The sequence below is a fragment of the Bradyrhizobium sp. GW821-FHT12B03 genome (assembly GCF_058807535.1).
Genome location: NZ_JBXAQU010000003.1, coordinates 380839 through 400366, shown reverse-complemented (window position 1 = coordinate 400366; position 19528 = coordinate 380839). Strand labels below are relative to the sequence as shown.

Annotated in this window: 17 protein-coding genes; 7 read left to right on the top strand and 10 right to left on the bottom strand. The window is 64.3% G+C overall.

Annotation, left to right across the window (positions count from 1 at the left end):
* Window positions 1–62 precede the first annotated feature (62 nt).
* Together AC1RUR_RS08920 and AC1RUR_RS08915 are read right to left on the bottom strand one after the other, a co-directional pair.
* A complete protein-coding gene (locus AC1RUR_RS08920; RefSeq protein WP_492842876.1) occupies window positions 63–1592 on the bottom strand; it encodes an aldehyde dehydrogenase family protein in 1530 nt (509 codons plus the stop codon).
* Between the two features lie 8 nt (window positions 1593–1600).
* Window positions 1601–2473 (bottom strand): NAD(P)-dependent oxidoreductase, encoded by an 873-nt coding sequence (locus AC1RUR_RS08915; RefSeq protein ID WP_492842874.1) that lies wholly within the window; start codon window positions 2471–2473, stop codon window positions 1601–1603.
* Between the two features lie 106 nt (window positions 2474–2579).
* On the opposite strand from AC1RUR_RS08915, the gene AC1RUR_RS08910 reads away from it, so the two are divergent.
* The 4 genes from AC1RUR_RS08910 to AC1RUR_RS08895 all read left to right on the top strand — a co-directional run bounded on the left by AC1RUR_RS08910 (window position 2580) and on the right by AC1RUR_RS08895 (window position 7319).
* On the top strand, window positions 2580–3524 hold the full coding sequence (locus tag AC1RUR_RS08910) for a LysR family transcriptional regulator (protein WP_492842872.1): 945 nt from the start codon (window positions 2580–2582) through the stop codon (window positions 3522–3524).
* Window positions 3525–3792: 268 nt separating this feature from the next.
* Window positions 3793–4332, top strand: coding sequence for a TRAP transporter small permease subunit (locus tag AC1RUR_RS08905; RefSeq protein ID WP_492842870.1), 540 nt, complete (start codon window positions 3793–3795; stop codon window positions 4330–4332).
* Complete coding sequence (locus AC1RUR_RS08900; RefSeq protein WP_492842868.1) at window positions 4329–5930, top strand: TRAP transporter large permease; 1602 nt, start codon at window positions 4329–4331, stop codon at window positions 5928–5930. Before AC1RUR_RS08905 ends, AC1RUR_RS08900 begins: the two co-directional genes overlap by 4 nt.
* A 111-nt stretch (window positions 5931–6041) precedes the next feature.
* Entirely contained in the window at window positions 6042–7319 is a 1278-nt protein-coding gene (locus AC1RUR_RS08895) for a M20/M25/M40 family metallo-hydrolase (RefSeq protein ID WP_492842866.1), read from the top strand.
* A gap of 170 nt (window positions 7320–7489) precedes the next feature.
* Here AC1RUR_RS08895 and AC1RUR_RS08890 read toward each other — a convergent pair whose 3' ends face one another.
* Window positions 7490–8806: a sensor histidine kinase gene (locus AC1RUR_RS08890; RefSeq protein WP_492843158.1), complete on the bottom strand. Its 1317-nt coding sequence runs from the start codon at window positions 8804–8806 to the stop codon at window positions 7490–7492.
* Window positions 8807–8882: 76 nt separating this feature from the next.
* Complete coding sequence (locus AC1RUR_RS08885; protein ID WP_492842864.1) at window positions 8883–9557, bottom strand: response regulator transcription factor; 675 nt, start codon at window positions 9555–9557, stop codon at window positions 8883–8885.
* A gap of 427 nt (window positions 9558–9984) precedes the next feature.
* Between AC1RUR_RS08885 and AC1RUR_RS08880 the strand changes: the two genes are divergently transcribed.
* The gene (locus AC1RUR_RS08880) at window positions 9985–11514 is read left to right on the top strand and encodes an FAD-dependent monooxygenase (protein WP_492842862.1); all 1530 of its coding nucleotides are present in this window, start codon (window positions 9985–9987) and stop codon (window positions 11512–11514) included.
* An 87-nt stretch (window positions 11515–11601) separates the two neighbouring features.
* Window positions 11602–11820: a hypothetical protein gene (locus tag AC1RUR_RS08875; RefSeq protein ID WP_492842860.1), complete on the top strand. Its 219-nt coding sequence runs from the start codon at window positions 11602–11604 to the stop codon at window positions 11818–11820.
* Window positions 11821–11920: 100 nt separating this feature from the next.
* Here the strand turns inward: AC1RUR_RS08875 and AC1RUR_RS08870 are convergent, their stop codons facing one another.
* Window positions 11921–12379, bottom strand: a complete 459-nt coding sequence (locus AC1RUR_RS08870) for a hypothetical protein (RefSeq protein WP_492842858.1) — start codon at window positions 12377–12379, stop codon at window positions 11921–11923.
* 737 nt (window positions 12380–13116) lie between these two features.
* Between AC1RUR_RS08870 and AC1RUR_RS08865 the strand changes: the two genes are divergently transcribed.
* Complete coding sequence (locus AC1RUR_RS08865) at window positions 13117–14277, top strand: acyl-CoA dehydrogenase family protein (RefSeq protein ID WP_492842856.1); 1161 nt, start codon at window positions 13117–13119, stop codon at window positions 14275–14277.
* Between the two features lie 233 nt (window positions 14278–14510).
* Here the strand turns inward: AC1RUR_RS08865 and AC1RUR_RS08860 are convergent, their stop codons facing one another.
* From AC1RUR_RS08860 to AC1RUR_RS08840, 5 genes are all read right to left on the bottom strand, one after another.
* Window positions 14511–15599, bottom strand: coding sequence for a TRAP transporter substrate-binding protein (locus AC1RUR_RS08860; protein WP_492842854.1), 1089 nt, complete (start codon window positions 15597–15599; stop codon window positions 14511–14513).
* A gap of 213 nt (window positions 15600–15812) precedes the next feature.
* The gene (locus AC1RUR_RS08855; RefSeq protein WP_492842852.1) at window positions 15813–16163 is read right to left on the bottom strand and encodes a YunG family protein; all 351 of its coding nucleotides are present in this window, start codon (window positions 16161–16163) and stop codon (window positions 15813–15815) included.
* Window positions 16164–16560: 397 nt separating this feature from the next.
* Window positions 16561–17652, bottom strand: coding sequence for a TRAP transporter substrate-binding protein (locus tag AC1RUR_RS08850; protein ID WP_492842850.1), 1092 nt, complete (start codon window positions 17650–17652; stop codon window positions 16561–16563).
* Window positions 17653–17854: 202 nt separating this feature from the next.
* Window positions 17855–18997: an Mrp/NBP35 family ATP-binding protein gene (locus AC1RUR_RS08845; protein ID WP_492842848.1), complete on the bottom strand. Its 1143-nt coding sequence runs from the start codon at window positions 18995–18997 to the stop codon at window positions 17855–17857.
* Window positions 18998–19051: 54 nt separating this feature from the next.
* Window positions 19052–19501, bottom strand: a complete 450-nt coding sequence (locus AC1RUR_RS08840; RefSeq protein WP_492842846.1) for a VOC family protein — start codon at window positions 19499–19501, stop codon at window positions 19052–19054.
* Window positions 19502–19528 lie beyond the last annotated feature (27 nt).

Genomic DNA, 19528 nt, shown 5'->3' with positions numbered 1-19528 from the left:
CCCCAGCGCAAAGTGCGCAGCGGTCTTTCGAAAAGATCATGCTCAAACAATAACTGAAAACCTCACTCCCGAATTCCCGGCGCATAACCGAATCCGACGGCCGGCTCGGCCGCGGTCTCGACCCAGACGCTCTTGACCTGGGTGTATTCGAAGAGCGTTTCGACACCGCTCGAACGGCCATAGCCGCTCATGCCGTAGCCGCCGAAGGGCGATGCGACGCTGATCGTCTTGTAGGAATTGATCCAGAACGTCCCGGCCCTGACCTGTGCGGCGACCCGATGCGCCCGCGCGACGTCGCCGGTCCAGACTGCGCCGGCCAGACCAAAATCGCTGTCATTGGCGAGTGCGATCGCCTCCTCCTCGGAATCGAACGGGATCGCCGCGACGACGGGCCCAAAGATCTCGTCGCGGGCCACGGCCATGCTGTTGCTGACGTCGCGCAGCACGGTCGGCGCGACGAAGAAGCCGCCCTGCGCGGGGCTGCCGTCGCTGCCGGTCGCAAGCGTTGCACCCTCCGCGAGCCCCTGCTTCACCATGGCGAGCACGCGATCATACTGCCTGATATTGTTGATCGGCCCGACCTCGGTCTCCGCCGCATCGGGCGCGCCGACCCTCAGCTTCGCGGCACCTTCTGCGACCATCTTGACGAAGCGGTCGTAGACGGAGCGCTCGACCAGCAGCCGCGAGCCTGCGACGCAGCTCTGGCCGGCGCCGGCGAAGATCGCCGACTGCGCACCGATTGCCGCGCGTGCAAGATCGGCATCGGCGAACACGATGTTGGCGGACTTGCCACCGAGCTCGAGAACGCAGGGCAACAGCCGCTTGGCGGCAGCCTCCGCGATCAGCCTGCCCGTCGGCACGGACCCGACGAACACGATTTTCTTCACGACGGGCTGGCCGAGCGCGGCCTGCCCCGTCGTGTGGCCGTAGCCCGCGAGCACGTTGACGAGACCGGCCGGCAACCCGGCTTGTTCGGCGAGATGCGCGAGCGCCATCGAGGTCAGCGGCGTCAGCTCCGAAGGTTTCAGCAGCACGCCATTGCCCATGGCGATGGCGGGCGCGACCTGCCAGCCGCAGGTGAAGATCGGCGCGTTCCAGGGCGTGATCTGGAGCACGATTCCAACGGGCTCGCGCCGCGTGTAGTTGAGATGGCTCGACGGCACCGGGATCACGTCGCCGTGGAATTTGTCGGCCCAGCCGGCATAGTACTCGAACATCTCGGCGACCTTGGCGACCTCGACGCGCGTGTCGCGGATCGGCTTGCCGGCCGAGAGGGATTCCAGGCGCGCCAACTCCTCCGCTTTGCCGTGAATGGCCCGCGCGATTGCCTGCATGACGCGACCGCGCGCAGCACCCGTGAGCCGTGACCAGCCGGCTTGCGCCGTGACAACCACTGCTGCCGCCTCGGCAACGACCGCCTCGCCGGCATCAGGATAGGCGTAGAGCGGCGCGCCGGTTGCGGGATCGTCGATCGTGACGAGCTCGCCCGTACCAGGAACGATACGACCCGCCACGTAAGAGCCGATCGCCGCGCAGTCGGGCCAGAAGGGAGCGAGCGCTTCGCGCAGCCGCGGGTCGATGAAGGGGGGCATGGTGTCGCTCACATCCTGCCGAGCTGAAGCTCGACGATCCTGTTGAAATCCTCGCCATCGCCGATCGAGCCGGCGCTCTCAGACCAGATCCGCGCGGCCTCCCCGGCGATCGGCAGATCGAGCCCGAGCCCGGCGACGAGTTGTGCGGCGAGGCGCACGTCCTTGCGCATCAGGGCCATCGTGAAGCCGGAATCGAAGGCGCCGTTCAGCACCCAATTCGGCAAATTGACTTGCGTGACGCCGGACCTGCCCGAGCCGGCATTGAGGCCTTCGAGCAGCCGGGCCGGATCGACCTCGGCCGCGCACGCAATGCGCATTGCCTCGGCGGCGGTGAGCAGATGCGCCGCGCACAACAAATTGTTGATCAGCTTGCAGACGTGACCGGCTCCGACCGATCCGACATGGACGCGCTTCGCACTCATGTCGCTGAGGACCGGCTCGACGGCGGCGACGTCGGCATCCGAGCCGCCGATCACCATGGTCATGGTGGCGGTGATGGCGCCCTTCGGACCGCCGCTGACGGGCGCGTCGATCATCGCCATGCCCTGTGCGGCGAGCGCCGCGGCCAAGCGGCGGGTCGTATCAGGGTTGGACGTCGAGGTGTCGACCACGCGCAAGCCCGGCCGCGCATGGGCAATGATGCCGTCCTTGCCGGCCACGACGGCATCGACGATCTCGGCGGTCGGCAGCGACAGGATGAGCAGGTCCGCGCGGGCGCAAAGCGGTCCGACGCCTTCGAACACCGCGATGCCCTCCGATGCGAGCGCGCTGCGGGCCTTTTCCGACGCATCGGTCCCAAGCACCTCATGCCCGGCCCGCATCAGCGAGAGCGCCATGCCGCGCCCCATGTTTCCGAGCCCCACGACGCCGATCACCGCCATAAGCTGTCCCCCGTCCTGATATCGCCGGGACACCATACGGATCGGGCCCGGGCCGGGGCATCAGCGGCGCGGTTGCCTAATGTTGCCTCATGGGCAACACTTGGGGATGATCAATGCACTCGACGAGCACCGGCTTCGCTATCTGTTCGAGGCCGCGCGCTACGGCGCCGTCCGCGCTGCGGCCGACGCGCTCGGGGTCAACCCGTCGGTGGTCAGCCGGCAGATCGCCCTTCTGGAGCGCGAGCTCGACGCCGCCCTGCTCGACCGGCACAGCCGCGGGGTGCGGCCGACCGAGGCCGGCGCGCTCCTGATCGAGCATTATCGCCGCCACACGGTGGACCGCGACGACACGCTGGCCCGGTTGCGGGAACTCCAGGGACTGCATCGCGGTCACATCGACCTCGTGCTGGGCGAAGGCTTTGTCGCCGATCTCATGGGCGGTGCGCTCGACGAGTTCTGGCGCCGGCATCCGCGGCTGACCATGTCGCTGGAGCTGGCGGGCACCAGCGGGGTCATTCGCGCCATTGCCGACGACCGCTGCCACATCGGGCTCGTCTATCACCCGCCGCAGGATCCGCGAATCCGCTCCTGCGCCGCCATCCGGCAGCCGATCTGCCTGATCGCGCGCCCCGACCATCCGCTTGCGAAGCTCCGCCGCCCGATCAAGCTCCGGGAGATTGCCAGGCACTCGCTCGGGCTCATGCATGCCGGTTACGGCACGCGCCAGTTGCTGACGATGGCCGAGACATCCGAGAAGATCGGTCTCTCCCCCAAGCTTACCACGACCTCGATCAGCATCCTCAGGCATTTCGTCCGCTCCGACCTCGGCGTGACCTTGCTCCCGGCCTTCTCGGTGGCGGCCGACCTCGCGGATGGATCGCTGATCGCCATTCCCGTCGACAATGTGCTGCTGGCCTCGGCAGAAGCCCACATCGTCACCCGATTGGGCCGCGAACTGCCGAATGCGGCAAGCCAGCTGCTCAGGTTCTTGAGCGGCCGGATGAAGGCCTTCCAGGCCGGCCGCCGCGACCTTAAGCTTTTGCGATCTTAAGCTTTTGACTCGGCGTCAATTTGTCCATTTTCCGATTGACGGCAGGTGAAGCCGCTGGTTTGGTGCACCCGCCTTTGCTTGCCCGGCAGCAATAAGCCGGCCCGCCCCATTGGCGGTCGCGGTCAAGACGGCAAGGCACGAGGGGAGGACTGACGCCGCAATCGCTTCGGAAAACGAGCCGTGCGGTCGTGTGCTTCTTGCACGCGGGCCGAGCGATGCGTGCTGATGCCTCTCATGAAGTGTTAGGCCGCGACGGAGATGAAGTAAAATGCGTCCATTGCTGGCGGTGAGCAACGCCATCGACCTCCTCAACGAGAAGATCGGGTACGTCTGTAACCTGCTCGTGCTGCTGGCCTGTCTGGTCAGCGCAGCCAACGCCATGATCCGCTACGCCTTCAGCAACTCCTCCAACGGCTGGCTGGAGCTGCAATGGTACATGTTCGCGATCCTGGTGATGTTCGGCGCATCCTACACCTTCAAGCGCAACGAGCATGTGCGGGTCGAGATCTTCTATTTGACGCTCTCGGAGCGCGGCCAGCTCTGGCTCGACATGATCGGCACGCTCTGCTTCCTGATCCCCTCCTGCCTGCTGCTGGCCTATTTGTCGTGGCCGTTCTTCATGCAGGCCTATAGCGTCGGCGAGATGTCCGGCAATGCCGGCGGCCTCGTCCGCTGGCCGATCAAGTTCGTGATCCCCGCCGGCTTCGTCCTGCTGGCGCTCCAGGGTATTTCCGAAGTCATCAAGCGTATCGCGGCTCTCAAGGGCTATGTGACGATCGACGCCAAGTACGAGAGGCCGACCCAATGATTACGCTGGAAATGATGCCGCCGCTGATGTTCGGCGGCCTGGTTCTGGCGATGCTGATCGGCTTCCCCGTCGCGTTCACGCTCGCGGCAGTCGGCCTCTCCTTCGGCTTCCTGGCCATCCATCTCGGCTTCTTCGACCTCAACTTCCTGCAGGCGATTCCCGGCCGCGTGTTCGGCAGCGTGCTCTCCAACGAGCTGCTGCTCGCGATCCCGTTCTTCACCTTCATGGGCGCCATATTGGAGAGATGCGGGCTCGCCGAGGACATGCTGGATTCGATGGGCCAGCTGTTCGGCCCGATCCGCGGCGGCCTCGGCTATTCCGTGATCATCGTCGGCTTCATCCTCGGCGCCATCACCGGCACGGTGGCGGCGCAGGTCATCGCCATGGCGCTGATCTCGATGCCGGTGATGATCCGCTACGGCTACAACATGCGCTACATCACCGGCGTGCTGGCGGCCTCCGGCACCATCACGCAGCTGGTGCCGCCCTCGCTGGTGCTGATCGTGCTCGCCGACCAGCTCGGCAAGTCGGTCGGCGACATGTATCTCGGCGCCTGGGGCCCCTCGGTGTTCCAGATCATGCTGTTCGCCGGCTACACCTTCATCCTCGGCCTGATCAAGCCGGGCCACGTGCCGCCGGTGCCGAAGGAAGCGCGCACACTGACCGGCTGGCCGCTGTGGAAGAAGTGCCTGATGGGCATCATCCCCTCGGCCGTCCTGATCTTCGTCGTGCTCGGCACCATGATGATGGGCCTTGCGACCCCGACGGAAGCCGGCGCCATGGGTGCGATCGGCGCCATCGTGCTCGCCGCGATCCATCACAAGGACTTTTCCTCGAACGACCGCAAGGTGCTGATAACGGGCGTGATCGCCGCCGGCATCGGCACGATCGTCGCGATGCTGTTCACCGAGAACCTGATCTTCAAGCTCGCCTTTGCAGTCACCTATATCGCCGTCGCCTGGGTCTGCATCCGGGCCGCACGCATCCCCGAGCTGCGCGACCTCATCAAGCAGGGCTACGAATCCACCATGCGCCTCACCTGCATGGTCACCTTCATCCTGATCGGCTCGACCTGCTTCTCGGTGGTGTTCCTGGGCGTCTCCGGCGGAGTCTGGCTCGAGCACCTGCTGACGTCGCTGCCCGGCGGCGTGTGGGGCTTCCTGATCTTCATCAACCTGTTCATCTTCTTCCTGGCCTTCTTCCTCGACTTCTTCGAGATCGCCTTCATCATCCTGCCGATGATCGCGCCGATCGCGCAGAAGGTCCTCGCCCCCGTGGTCGGACCTGACGCGGCGCTGATCTGGTTCGGCGTGATGCTCTGCGTGAACATGCAGACCTCGTTCCTGCATCCGCCGTTCGGCTTCGCGCTGTTCTACCTGCGCGGCGTCGCGCCGAAGGAAGTCAAGAGCTCCGACATCTACTGGGGCGCGATCCCCTGGATCGGCCTCCAGATGATCATGGTGCTGCTGGTGATCATCTTCCCGGTCACGGTGACGGGCCTCCTGGACAAGCCGCTCAACGTCGACCTCGACAAGGTCAAGATCGAGGTGCCGCAGATCGACCTGCCGCCGCTGGATCTGGGCCCGCCGCAGAAGTAGCGGCCATCGCCATCGCCGTCATGTCCCGTCCTGGCGGGACATGACCCGCGCGTGACAAGCGGCGTAAACACGGGCATACCGGGCCATCCTCCAGTTGATGGACCGCTGCGCATGCCCCGATCGTACTTTGCTCTGTCGCTGCTCGCCTCGCTCTGGCTGGCATGTGCAGCAACCATGGCGCATGCGGAACCGATCGCCGATATCCATGCGCTGGCGCAAAAGGAGCAGCAGCCGCTGCTCGATACGCTGCGCGATCTCGTCAACATCGAATCCGGCAGCAAGGACATCGACGGCCTGAACCGGATCGCCGAGCGCGTCGCCGGCCAGCTCAAGCAGCTCGGTGGCGCGGTCGAGATCCTGAAGACCAGCGACGTCTATCGCCTCGACGACACCCCCGAGACAATCGGCCCGGCCGTGCATGCCGTCTTCAAGGGCACCGGCAGCAAGAGGATCATGCTGATCGCCCATATGGACACGGTGTACCTGAAGGGCATGCTGAAGGACCAGCCGTTCCGCATCGACGGCGACAAGGCCTACGGCCTCGGCATCGCCGACGACAAGCAGGGCGTCGCGCTCATTCTCCACACCGTGGCGTTGCTGCAGAAGCTGAACGTCAGGGACTACGGCACGCTCACGGTGCTCACCAATGGCGACGAGGAAATCTCCTCGCCCGGCTGGCGCAGCACCATCACCAAATTCGCCGCGGATCAGGACGCGGTGTTCTCGTTCGAGGGCGGCGGCACCGACGGCACGCTACGCCTCGCCACCTCCGGCATCGGCTCGGCCTATCTCACGGTGCAGGGCAAGTCCTCGCATGCGGGCGCGCGTCCCGAGGGCGGCGTCAACGCGCTGTACGAGCTCTCGCACCAGCTGCTGCAGATGAAGGACCTGTCCAGACCCGAGCAGGGCCTGAAGCTGAACTGGACGGTCGCCAAGGCCGGCACCAACCGCAACGTCATCCCTGCCGAGGCCACGGCCCAGGCCGATGCACGTGCGCTCAAGGTGGCGGATTTCGACGAGCTGCAGAAAGCGCTGCAGGACAAGGTCAAGAACCGCCTGCTGCCCGACTCCAAGGTCGACCTGAAGTTCGAGGTGCGTCGCCCGCCGCTCGAGGCCAACGACGCCTCGCGCCGCGTGGCCTCCCACGGCAAGACGATCTATGGGGAGCTCGGCATGTCGCTCAGGGTCGACGAGAAGGCGACCGGCGGCGGCACCGATGCCGCCTTTGCCGCGCTTGGGACCAAGGGCGCCGTGGTGGAAGGCATGGGCCTGTCGGGCTTCGGCGCGCATTCCAACGACGCCGAATATGTGCAGATCAACAGCATCGTGCCGCGGCTTTATCTGACCACCCGCATGATCATGGACTTGTCCACCGACAAGCTGAAATAGCGCGCCGCTTCTCTTCCTTCTCCCCTTGTGGGAGAAGGTGGCGCGAAGCGCCGGATGAGGGGTTCTCTCCGCGAACTTAGATGAGAGTGGGACTCGCGGAGACAACCCCTCACCCGTCTCGCCGCTAAGGCGGCGAGCCACCCTCTCCCACAGGGGGAGAGGGTGCAGCGTCAATGCCGCGCGACCTTCGCTTCCATGTCGCCGACCTTCTCAGCCAGCCTGAACCGCAGCGTGAACTCCGCACCGCCGCCCGGAAGGTTCTCCACCGCCACCGTCGCGGCGTGATCGTCCGCCACGCCGCGCACGATCGAGAGCCCGAGGCCCGCGCCGTCACTGCGCTGGCGGTCGCGGCGCCAGAAGCGCTGGAAGATCAGCTCGCGCTCGGCCTCCGCGATGCCGGGGCCGCAATCGCGCACGCGCACAACTCCGTCGTCGCCGACCTCGACGTCGACCGAGGTGTCCTTTGCGGTGAACTTGATGGCGTTTTCGGCGAGGTTGAAGATCGCGCGCTGGAGCATCTCGGCATTGCCGTGGACCAGCACCGGCGCATCGATGCCCTTGAGTGCGATGTCCTTGTGCTGGGCGAGCGCCAATGGCGCGATCGCGCCGACCACCTCGGCACAGACGGCGCGTAAGTCGGCGGTCTCACCGGGATCGAGCACCAGCGTGTCGAGCTCGGCGATCTCCAGCAGCTGGGCGACGATGCGGCTCATGCCCTCGATGTCGGCATGCAGCGCCTGCCTTGCGGTGCCGTCGCCGAGCGTCTCGATCCGCGTGCGCAGGATCGTGAGCGGCGTGCGCAATTGATGCGCGGCGTCGGCCGTGAACTGCCGCTGCACGCGAAAACCGTCCTCGAGCCGATCGAGCGCCTGGTTGACGGCGATGACGAGCGGCATGATCTCGCGCGGGATCTGCTCCGTCGGCAGGCGGATGTCGGTGCGCGCCGGGCCGATATTGCTGGCCTCCTCGGAGGCCTTCCACAGCGGCGCGACCGCGCGGCGGAAGATGATGATGTCGGCGGCGAGCAGGATCAGCAGGATCGGGATGGTGATCCATCCCACCCGCCGGAAGAAGTTCGAGATGATGTCGTCGATGATGACGTCGCGATGCGAAAGGTCCTCGGCGACGCGGATGCGCACCATCTTGCCCTCGATCACGCGGCTGACGCCGGCGCCGGAAATCGTCTCGGACAATCGCGACGCCGGCCCGGTCTCGCCGGTCTTTCGCCGCGAGGAGAACAGCACGCGTCCGTCGGCATCGCGAATATCGTACTGGTAGCGGCCATAGGCCTCGGAATAGAGCCCCCTGAGACTGTCGGGGAGATTGAACGTCAACGTCCCGTCCACCTGCGGGACGATGCGCTCGGCGAGCACCTCGGCCTGGGCCCGCATGGCGTCGCGATGGAGCTGGTCCACCTCCGAGTTGAGCAGCCAGAACAGCACCAGCGGCAGGAAGATCGCGACCACCGCGACCGCGACGATGTGCATGAACACGATGCGCGAGATCAGCGATTTGAACGTCGGCCTGGCGAATGACCCGGCGCGAAATCCGCCTTGGCCCACGCTACTTCTCCTCAGCCATGAGATAGCCGACGCCGCGGATGGTGTGGATCACGACTTTGGCGCCGTGCTCGGCGAGCTGCTTGCGCAGCCGCGAGACGTAGACCTCGACGGCGTTCGAGGCGACCTCGCCTTCGAGGCCGAAGATGTGGTCCTCGACGTTCTTCTTCGGCACCACCCGCCCCTGCCGGCGCAGGAGGATCTCCAGCACCGACGTCTCGCGCGCGGACATGATCCGCGGCTGGTCGTCGACGAAGATCTGGCGGCTCTCGGTATCGTAGACGAGGTTGGCGAGGCGCAGCGAGCGGCCGAGCAACTGTCCCGGCCGGCGCAGGATCGCCTCCAGCCGCGCCACCAGCTCCTCCATCGCGAACGGCTTTGCGAGATAATCGTCGGCGCCGCTGCGCAAACCGTTGACGCGGTCCTGCAAGCCGCCGCGCGCGGTCAGCACCAGAACCGGCAGCGGTTCCATCTGCCGGCGCAGCTCGCGCAGCACCGACAGGCCGTCGCCGTCGGGCAGGCCGAGGTCGAGGATCATCGCGGCATAGTTGACGCTGCTCACGGCCTCGCGCGCCTCGGCGGCGCTGCCGACGATATCGCTCTCATAGCCCGCCGCCGACAGCCCGCCGGCCACGAGCCGCGACAGCTCGACATTGTCCTCGACGATCAGAAGGCGCATCGCATGTCCGCGGGTGGTCAAATCTTCACACGGCTCGCGCCGTATCATCGCTCTCTTCCACCATTCCGGGCGCCTCGGCCAGCGAAAAAGCACCCGGCGGGCAGATCGTTCCGACGTGTCAGGCTCATGTAAGCCAGTCGGGACACGTCTCACAAAGCTGAGATTGGTCTCCGTTCCGTTGACGAGGCTGCGATCAAACAGCTAAATTGGTTACGTCGGAAAAGGCAGACTTGGTCTGGTGAGCCCAAGTCCTTTCGCTACCAAGTCCTTTCGGTAACGAAAGCTCTGGTCTTTGGCCTCAGGCCTGAGATCCCCACGACGAACACGGTCGCTGTTCAGGCGATCACAGGTTCGTCCGTGAGGTCCTCGGGTCAGGGAAACGCTCCGGTCGAACATCGATAGTCGATCATCGACGACGGAGCATTTCATGCAGACCCCCGACACGATTCCCTATGACGTCATCATCGCCGGGGCCGGTCCCGTCGGCCTCTTTCTGGCTTGCGAGCTGCGCCTTGCCGGCTGTTCCGTGCTGGTGCTGGAGAAGACGCAGGACCCTCGTTCACCGCTGAAGTGCCTGCCGTTTGGTTTGCGTGGCCTTTCGGTGCCGACCATCGAGAGCCTCGACCGCCGCGACCTGCTGGATAGTCTGAAAGCCCGCGCGGCGAGCCGCGACACGCCGGTGGGTGCGCACTGGATGCAGCAGCAGCGTCGCCCGGGCGGTCATTTCGCCGGCATCCAGTTCTTCTACGATCAGGTCGACAGCACGCAATGGCCGTACCGCCTGCCTGGCCCGATCACCAACATGGCCGCCGACATGGTGAGCATCGAAGCCGTCCTTGCGATCCGTGCCAAGGCACTGGGTGCGGAGATCCGGCGCGGCTGCGGCGTCGAGGCGTTCACGCAGTCCATTGATGGCGTTGCCGTTGAGCTGGCCAGCGAAACCGTCCGTGGCCGCTGGCTCGTTGGTTGCGACGGCGGGCGCAGCAGCGTTCGAAAGGCGGCCGGTATTGCTTTCACCGGCACCGAACCGGAATTCACCGGCTATTCGGTGCAGCTCGAGCTGGCCGATCCCGGCACGTTCAAGCCAGGCCGGCATTACACGCCTTCGGGCATGTACACATATGCTGCGCCCGGGACGATCGCGATGGTCGATTTCGACGGCGGCGCCGCCCACCGCGCAGAACCGGGGCGCGACCACGTCGAGGCAGTGCTCCGCAAGGTCTCAGGTCTCGACGTGACGGTGACTGCCCTCTTGCTTGCCACCACCTGGACCGACCGCGCCTATCAAACAACCGACTATCGCAAGGGCCGCGTCTTGCTGGCGGGTGACGCCGCGCACATCCATTCACCGCTGGGCGGCCAGGGCCTGAATCTCGGCCTCGGCGATGCCATGAACCTCGGATGGAAACTCGCGGCGACCATTCGTGGTGATGCGCCGGCCGGCCTGCTCGACAGCTATTCGGCCGAACGGCATCCCGTGGGCGCAAAAATCCTCGACTGGTCGCGCGCACAGGTCGCGCTGATGCGCCCCAGCAAAAGCTCCCGCGCGCTCGAAGCGATCATCCGCGATCTCATCGACACGCGCGACGGTGCGACCTATTTCGCCGAGCGCGTGTGGGGCGTTTCTCTCCGCTACGAACTCGGCGGAGGCCATCCTCTGGTGGGGCGGAGTACCCCCGACTTCGAATTCGCGGACGGGACAAGACTGAGCGAGTTGCTCCAGACAGGGCGAGGACTGCTGCTCGATTTCAGTACCCCGTCACCGCTCCAGGCGCTTGCAAGCCGCTGGGACGGCCGCATCACCTATGTCGCAAGTGACGCCAAGGACCGCCTCGGCCTGAGCGCGCTGCTGGTGCGCCCCGACGGCATTGTGGCCTGGGCCAGTGAGGATGCTCACGACCAAGAGCACGCATCTCGCGCCGCCGCGCGATGGTTCGGCGCGCCAGATGCCGAATGAGCATGACGATAGCAGCGCCTCATCCGGAATAGCAGTGACCTTTAGTGCCGTAGTGTATAGGCTCCGGTCGATTCACCCGGAGGGTATATGAAGAGAGCCCTGCTGACCATCCTCGGCATCTATCTTGTCGGCGTGATTGCGCTGGAAGCGTTTATTTTGGTGTCCGACTACAGGGACGGACTGTTTCACAGCCCTGGCGAATTTCTAAGCCTCGCACTTCATGAGCTTCGCGTGGCCGCCCTCTGGCCCGTTTTTCTGGCAATGATTTTACTGAACGAACTCGGACTCATTGGCCCCATAGAATAGCCTGTTTAATTCAAGTCCTATTCGTCCGAGCCCACCTGTGGCCTGGAGCGGGCGTATCACGACCAAAGGGCAAATATCGCCAGCAATCGCTGGGTGGTCCTTACGCCAGATCCTTTTCGACCCTTTTCCAAGTATGCCAACCCTGCCCCAAACGCTTGGCCCTGTAAAAATCCATGGTGATGACTCCGACGAAAGCGCCTACGCCGAACCCACCAAAACCGGCGAGCGCAAAGAAAAATGGAACGAGAAGGACGTGACCCACACTTGAGCATGAAAGTCCCAAGAACCAGCAGGACTCCGCCCAGAGCATCGCCAACGGCGGAATGACCGCGAATACGGTTATCGACCAAGCCAATGCGGAGCACTTGCGGTCGATCCACGAGATCAGCACCAGTCCGATTAGCAATCCGGCAGTGTTGAAGGTAATGACAGCCATGATCACAAAGCTATGCCAAGTGATTTTAACAACCGTAAATCGCAACGAATGCTGTTGAACAATCGCAGGCCTTCTCGAGGGGCCGAACAGGGCTTCGATGGCGCAAGCGCGGCCGTTGCTCAAATCCGGCCCACCCGTCTATAAAACGAGCTTCCGTCACTGCGATCGATGGCCGCAATCTCTCACATGCGCCACGATCGAATGCCAGCGCGCCGCCAAGGCGGGGATCGACCGGTGTTTCCGTTATGATGTCCCATCAAGACGACAGCCTTGAAGTCCGATGCCAATAGGAAACGGGAAAAGCTTGAAGACGAACTAGCGGAGCTTGGCTAATGAGCGCGGGTATAAAAGTTGGTTGGAGCTTCTTCGGGCTACTCGTGGTCTCGCTGTTCGGCTACGGCCTGACGCGCGGGATCTTCGTGGGATCGATGACAGATTACCAAGCGAGCATGGGTGGTTTCTATACCTACAATTGCCGCTACCTTTATCCGGATGGCGTGAGGCTGAGGTTCGGAGGCGGAACGGGTAAGAGTCCAGACGAAGCTATCACCAGCGCCAGCAGCGTCTGTCCCCTCCTAGACCGCTAGTGGCCCCAAGCTGATACGAAGGCCTCTTCGCTGAACGTCCGCTTTCGGCTGGGCAGTTGCGGCAGACCCGAGGGATCGCGGCTTCCGTCGTCCAACGGGGCTCCGCCAGCCTTGGCGTGGCTGTTGCTCAAATCTGGCTCACCCGTCTAATATAACGAGTTTCCTTCACTGCGATCGATCGCCGCAATCTCCTGCTTACGCCCCGTCGTCGAGCGCAGTCGATCGACAGCCAGCGCTCCGCCGAGGCGGGGGTCGACCGGAGTTTCCTTAAATATGTCCAATCAAGACGACAGCCTTGCCGCGAAGATCGAAGCGTTCATCCGCACCGATGTCATCCCCTACGAGAAGGATCCCCGGACAGGTCCACATGGCCCGAGCGACGAGCTGGTGCAGGAGCTGCGCGCCAAGGCGCGCAAGGCCGGCGTCCTGACGCCGCATATTCTGCCCGATGGATCTCATCTGTCGCAGCGCGAAACCGCAAAGGCCTTGATCAAATCCGGCCTCTCGCCGCTAGGCCCGCTGGCGTGCAACACCATGGCGCCGGATGAAGGCAACATGTATCTGCTCGGCAAGGTCGGAAGCAGCGAGCAAAAGACGCGCTTCCTCGAGCCGCTCGTGTCGGGCAAGGCGCGCTCGGCGTTCTTCATGACCGAGCCTGCGGATACGGGCGGAGCCGGATCCGATCCGTCGATGATGCAGACGACGTGCCGTCTGGACGGCAATCACTGGGTCATCAACGGGCGAAAGAAGTTCATCACCGGGGCCGAAGGCGCCAAGGTCGGGATCGTCATGGCGAAGTCGGACGACGGCGCCTGCATGTTCCTCGTCGATCTGCCCAATCCCGCGATCCGCACGCTGCGCGTGCTTGATACGATCGACAGTTCGATGCCCGGCGGGCATGCCGAGATCGACATCGAAAATCTTCGTGTGCCTGCCGATCAGATGCTCGGCGCGTCCGGCGACGGCTTCAAATATGCCCAGATTCGCCTGAGCCCCGCGCGCCTGTCGCACTGCATGCGCTGGCTGGGCCTGGCGATCCGCGCCAACGAAATCGCCACCGACTATGCCTGCCGCCGCCAGGCGTTCGGAAAACCGCTGGTCGATCACGAAGGCGTCGGTTTCATGCTGGCGGAGAACCTGATCGATCTCAAGCAGTCGGAGCTGATGATCGACTGGTGCGCGGGTGTGCTCGACACCGGCTCCCTCGGGACGAGCGAGAGCTCCATGGCGAAAGTTGCCGTGTCGGAAGCGCTGATGCGCGTCGCCGATCGCTGCGTCCAGGTGATGGGCGGCACCGGGGTCTCGACGGAAACCATCGTCGAGCAGGCTTTCCGCGAGATCCGTGCGTTTCGGATCTATGACGGGCCGACCGAGGTTCACAAATGGTCGCTGGCCAAGAAGATCAAGCGCGACTGGACAGCAGGACAACACTGACCGGCGCGCGGGCGGCTATCGCGGCTCCACGAGCCGCCCGTTGCTAAACCCGTTTGTCTGGGCCCTGTCCATTTGCCTCGTCTCCACCATTGCTTGCTGGATTGTCGCTCGGCTTTGCAATGCCTTGTGGAGAGCATCTCGAAGCTCGCAGGAACGGTAGAGCGCAGCGCAACTCATCACCCGGCGGCCCCGGAGCCTTCGCTCCGGGGTTCGGCATGCGATCGGTGCCGCGCTCAGCCCTGCGAGTGACGCGCCATGAAGATATCGTAGCCGACTTCTCCGACCTGGAACCAGGAATAGCTGTCGTTGGAGAATTTGGTCAGGGACTCGTAGACCTTCTTGAAGTTGGGATTGGTCGCCGAGACCTCGTCGTGCAACTCCTTCGCCGCCTTGTAGCAGGCGTCCATGATCGGCGGCGAGAAGGCGTGCAGCTTGGTACCGTTGGCGAGCAGCTTCTTCAGCGCCAGCGGATTGGCCTGGTCGTAGCGCGCCATCATGTAGTTGTTGGCGCAATGGCCGGCCTGCATGAGCACGCTCTGGTAATATTTCGGCAGCGCGTTCCATTTGTCGAGGTTGACGAAGGCGAGCAGCATGGGTCCGCCTTCCCACCAGCCGGGATAGTAGTAGTGCGGCGCGATCTTGTAGAAGCCGAGCTTCTCGTCGTCATAGGGACCGACCCATTCGGCGGCATCGATGGTGCCCTTCTCCAGCGCCGGATAGATGTCGCCGCCGGCGAGCTGCTGCGGCACCACGCCGAGCTTCTGAAGCACGCGGCCGGCAAAGCCGCCGATGCGGAATTTCATGCCCTTGAGATCATCGGGCGTGTTGACCTCTTTCCTGAACCAGCCGCCCATCTGGCAGCCGGTGTTGCCGGCGAGCAGCGAGATCACGTTGTAGCTCTTGTAGAACTCGTTGAGGATTTCCCTGCCCCCACCCAGCATATACCAGGCCTGGTTGATGCGCATGTTCGGGCCGAACGGCACCGACGAGCCGAAGGTGAAGGTCGGGTCCTTGCCGAAATAGTAATAGGACGCGGTGTGGCCGATTTCGCAGGTGGCATTCTGCACGGCGTCCAGAACCTGAAGGCCCGGCACGATCTCACCGGCCGCAAAGATCTGGATCTGGAATTTGTTGTCGGTCGCCTCGGCAACCATCTTGCACATCATCTCGGCGCCGCCAAACAGCGTGTCGAGCGATTTCGGCCAGCTCGTCGGCATCCGCCATTTGATTTCCGGCATCGACTGCGCGATCGCGGGTGCCGCGAGCGTGGCGACACCGGCCGCGCCAAGTCCTGTGACCTTGATGAAGTCTCTTCTCTTCATGATTTCCTGCCCTGATGGATTGCGATTGTGGGCCTTCTTGCCGAGGCTTGCGGACAAGCATGACGCAAGGGGCTGGCGATTTCCATCGTCATCGCACTGCGTCAAAGAAAAAGCCCGGCTTCCCAGAGGGGCATGCTCGGCCTCGTGGATCGAGACGCGCGGTCAGCAGGTAGGATGGGTAGCGCGGAAGCCAACCCCATCAGCGGCCTGATCCTAACCCGGCTTGGTACGATGCCCCTGAAAAGCGGCTCTGAGTCCAGCCAGTTGGTCGCCTGTTGCTCCCAGTTCCGCGTCCGCCCGATCTGTTGCCACGTCCACGTAAGCGATCGGCCGATCGAACTGGCTCGCCGTGAAGTCGTACCTTTGACCCCCGATCCGATTGTAAAAGTGGTCACCGGCCGGCAGAGGCGTCTTCAGTAACTCGCCGCCGAAGAGCTCGTGGATCAGCAGCGCAGTGACGTTGCATTGCCCCGCCGCGGGATTGTCCGCCGTCCATTGGCTCGCCGTCAACAGCGACCACGCCTTGCGCAGCGCGCGTTGGACGTCATCGGGATCGAAGCTCATCGACAATTCCAGGGACCGGCGCCGCGCGTAAATTTCGGATTATTCGATAATCGCTTTATGCCACTGTTTTGCCCGACGGGTCAAATGCTTTCGTCGAGCATCCATCATCGCGAGCGTAGCGACTTTGTCCGTCGTAGCCTCGGCGAAGGCGGAAGCTGCGCTCGCCATGACGGTGCAAAAACAGCTGCGCCATGATTGCGCGGTCCCGCCGATTTGCCCCGCCCCATCAAACTGTTGGCAGCATCCGCCGAGCAAAGCGCCCTCACCCTGCGTCTACTGTGCATGGGGTTGTTTTCGACATTTTTTGTTTCGGCACCTTCGGACGCGCCCGCGGCAACGAAAAAGCCCGGCCTCTTCTGGAGGCCGGGCTCTGTCGTCTTGCGACCTGCTCGAAGGATCAGCCGCGGGTGCGCGAGCGGATCATGAAGCTGTCGTAGGTGTATTCGGCGACCTGCCACCACAGATATTCGTCGGAGCGGTAGGCCTGCATGGCGTCGATCGACTTCTTGAAGTCGGCGTTCTTGGCCGAGATCTCGCCCCACAGCTCGTTGGTCGCCTTGAGGCAGGCTTCCAGCACCTCGTTGGTGAACGGACGCAGCTGGGTGCCGCCGGCGACCAGACGCTTCAGCGCCGACGGGTTCTGCATGTCGTAGCGCGCGGCCATCCAGCTGTTGGCGTTGGCCGTCGCGTTGGTGAGGATCGCCTGGTAGCTCTTCGGCAGCGCATTCCACTTGTCCAGGTTGGTGAAGGCATGGACGGTCGGACCGCCCTCCCAGAAGCCCGGATAGTAGTAGTACTTGGCGACCTTGGCGAAGCCGAGCTTCTCGTCATCGTACGGGCCGACCCATTCGGCGGCGTCGATGGTGCCCTTTTCCAGCGCCGGGTAGATGTCGCCGCCGGCGAGCTGCTGCGGCACCACGCCGACCTTCTGGAGCACCTGGCCGGCGATGCCGCCGATGCGCATCTTCAGGCCGGAGAGATCGGCAACGGTCTTGATCTCCTTGCGGAACCAGCCGCCCATCTGGGTGCCGGTGTTGCCGCAGGGGAAGCCGATCACGTTCGACTTCTTGAAGAACTCGTTGGCGAGCTCGTTGCCGCCGCCCTGGTAGAGCCAGGAATTCTGCTGGCGCGCGTTGAGGCCGAACGGCACCGAGGCGAAGATCGAGAAGGTCGGGTCCTTGCCGACGTAGTAGTAGGACACGGTGTGGCACATCTCGACCGTGCCGTTCGAGGTCGCATCGAGCGCCTGGAGGCCGGGGACGATTTCACCGGCGGCGAACACCTGGATCTGGAACTTGTTGTCGGTCATCTCGGCGACGTACTTCGCCACCTGCTCGCCGCCGCCATAGATGGTGTCGAGCGACTTCGGGAAGCTCGAAGTCAGACGCCACTTGATCTCGGGCGAGGACTGCGCGATCGCCGGCGAGGCCACCGCGGCGGTCGCCGCCGCGCCAGCTGCCGACACTTTCAGGAAATCACGACGCTTCATCTTAAGTTCTCTCCTTGCTGGGGCGTTTCCCCGAACTTCCTCTTTGCCGCCGCTCATTCCGGCGACGCGTTTGGCTCGCGTCGAACCGAAGGGGCTTGACTGCCGTGGGCGTTTAACACGGAAGCCCGCCTTTCGAAACGCGACAATGGCATGACGGGGCGCTACGAAAGTCGCATGTCCCCAATGGATTGGCCTGAAAACCTCAGGTCGCGGCGATGACGCCCTTGAGCTGGTCCCGGACCTGTCCCGCAATGGAGCGATAGATCGCCGCATGGGGGCCGTCCGGCTCGCTGTCGACGACGGGATTGCCGGCGTCCGAGGTGGCGCGAATCGCCATGTGCAGCGGGATCTCGCCCAGGAACGGTACCCCGAGCTTCTCGGCCTCGTGGCGCGCCCCGCCATGGCCGAAAATGTCCGATTTCGTGCCGCAATGCGGGCACTGGAAGTAGCTCATGTTCTCGACGATGCCGAGCACGGGCACGTTGACCTTCCTGAACATCGCAAGCCCCCGCCGCGCGTCGATCAGGGAGAGGTCCTGCGGCGTCGAGACGATCACGGCGCCCTTCAGCGGCACGTTCTGAGCCAGCGTGAGCTGGGCATCGCCGGTGCCCGGCGGCATGTCGACGACGAGCACGTCGAGGCTGCCCCATGCGACGTCGCGCAGCATCTGCGTCACCGCCGACATCACCATCGGGCCGCGCCAGATCATCGCGGTCTCTTCTTCCACCAGGAAGCCGATCGACATGATGGCGAGGCCGAAGCGCCGGAGCGGAATCATCTTGCGCTCGGCATCCAGCTCCGGCTTCTCGTGCAGGCCGGTCAGCCGCGGCACCGAGGGGCCGTAGATGTCGGCATCGAGCAGCCCGACCTTGAGGCCGAGGTCGCGCAGACCCAGCGCAAGATTGAGCGCGGTGGTCGACTTGCCGACGCCGCCCTTGCCGGAGGCGACCGCGATCACGGCGGCCACGCCCGGAATCTCCGACTGCCGCGCCATCGGCGATTGGGCGCCGCCCTGTGGCGGCGGCTTGTGGGCATGGACCGGCTGCACGCCCGGCGTGCCGCGGCTCGGCTGCGGGGGTGGCGGAGGCGCGGAGCCCGGCTTGCGCTCGGCGGTCAGCGCCACCATCACGGTGGTGACACCGGGAATGGCGCGCACGGCGGCCTCGGCCTCGGCCCGGATGGATTCCCAGGCGCGCGCCTCGGCGGCATCGACGTTGATCGAGAAGAACACCTTGCCGTCGGCGGCGCTGATCGCGCTCAGCACATTGGCATTGGTGAGCGCGACCCCGCGGGGCGACTTGATCCGGGCGAGGCTGTCGAGAACCTGTTGCTGCGTCACGCTCAAAGCGCATCTCCTGACTTCAAGATGTGCCCCATTAGAGCGGAAACGGCCAAAAGGCTACTGCCTGCCGATATCGTCAGCCATCTCCGCGGGGGCGGCCCCCTGCTCCGCGGCCGCCTCGTAATTCAGCTCGATCATCACCCCGTTGGGATCGTGGACGAAGATCTGCCAGAGGTCGCCGCCGGGCACCTGGCGGGAGTCGAATTTCATCCCCTTGGCCGTCAGCCGCTGCTTCATGCCGTCAAAACCGCGGCTGACGAAGGCGACGTGATGGACAACGCCGGAATCCGGCTTTTGTGGCTCGGCGGTCGGAGAAATATCGACGAGGTGCACCACCGGCTTGCCCTCGCTGTACATCCAGGCGCCCGGGAAGGCGAAATTCGGCCGGGCGCCTTTTTCCAGGCCCAACACGTCCTCGTAGAAGCGGACCGTCTCGGCCAGATTCCGGGTCCGGATGTTGAAATGATCGAGGACGCCAACGCTCACGCTGCCCAAACCCACAGCCATGTTTCGCTCCCTTTTTTTGAAGTCCTT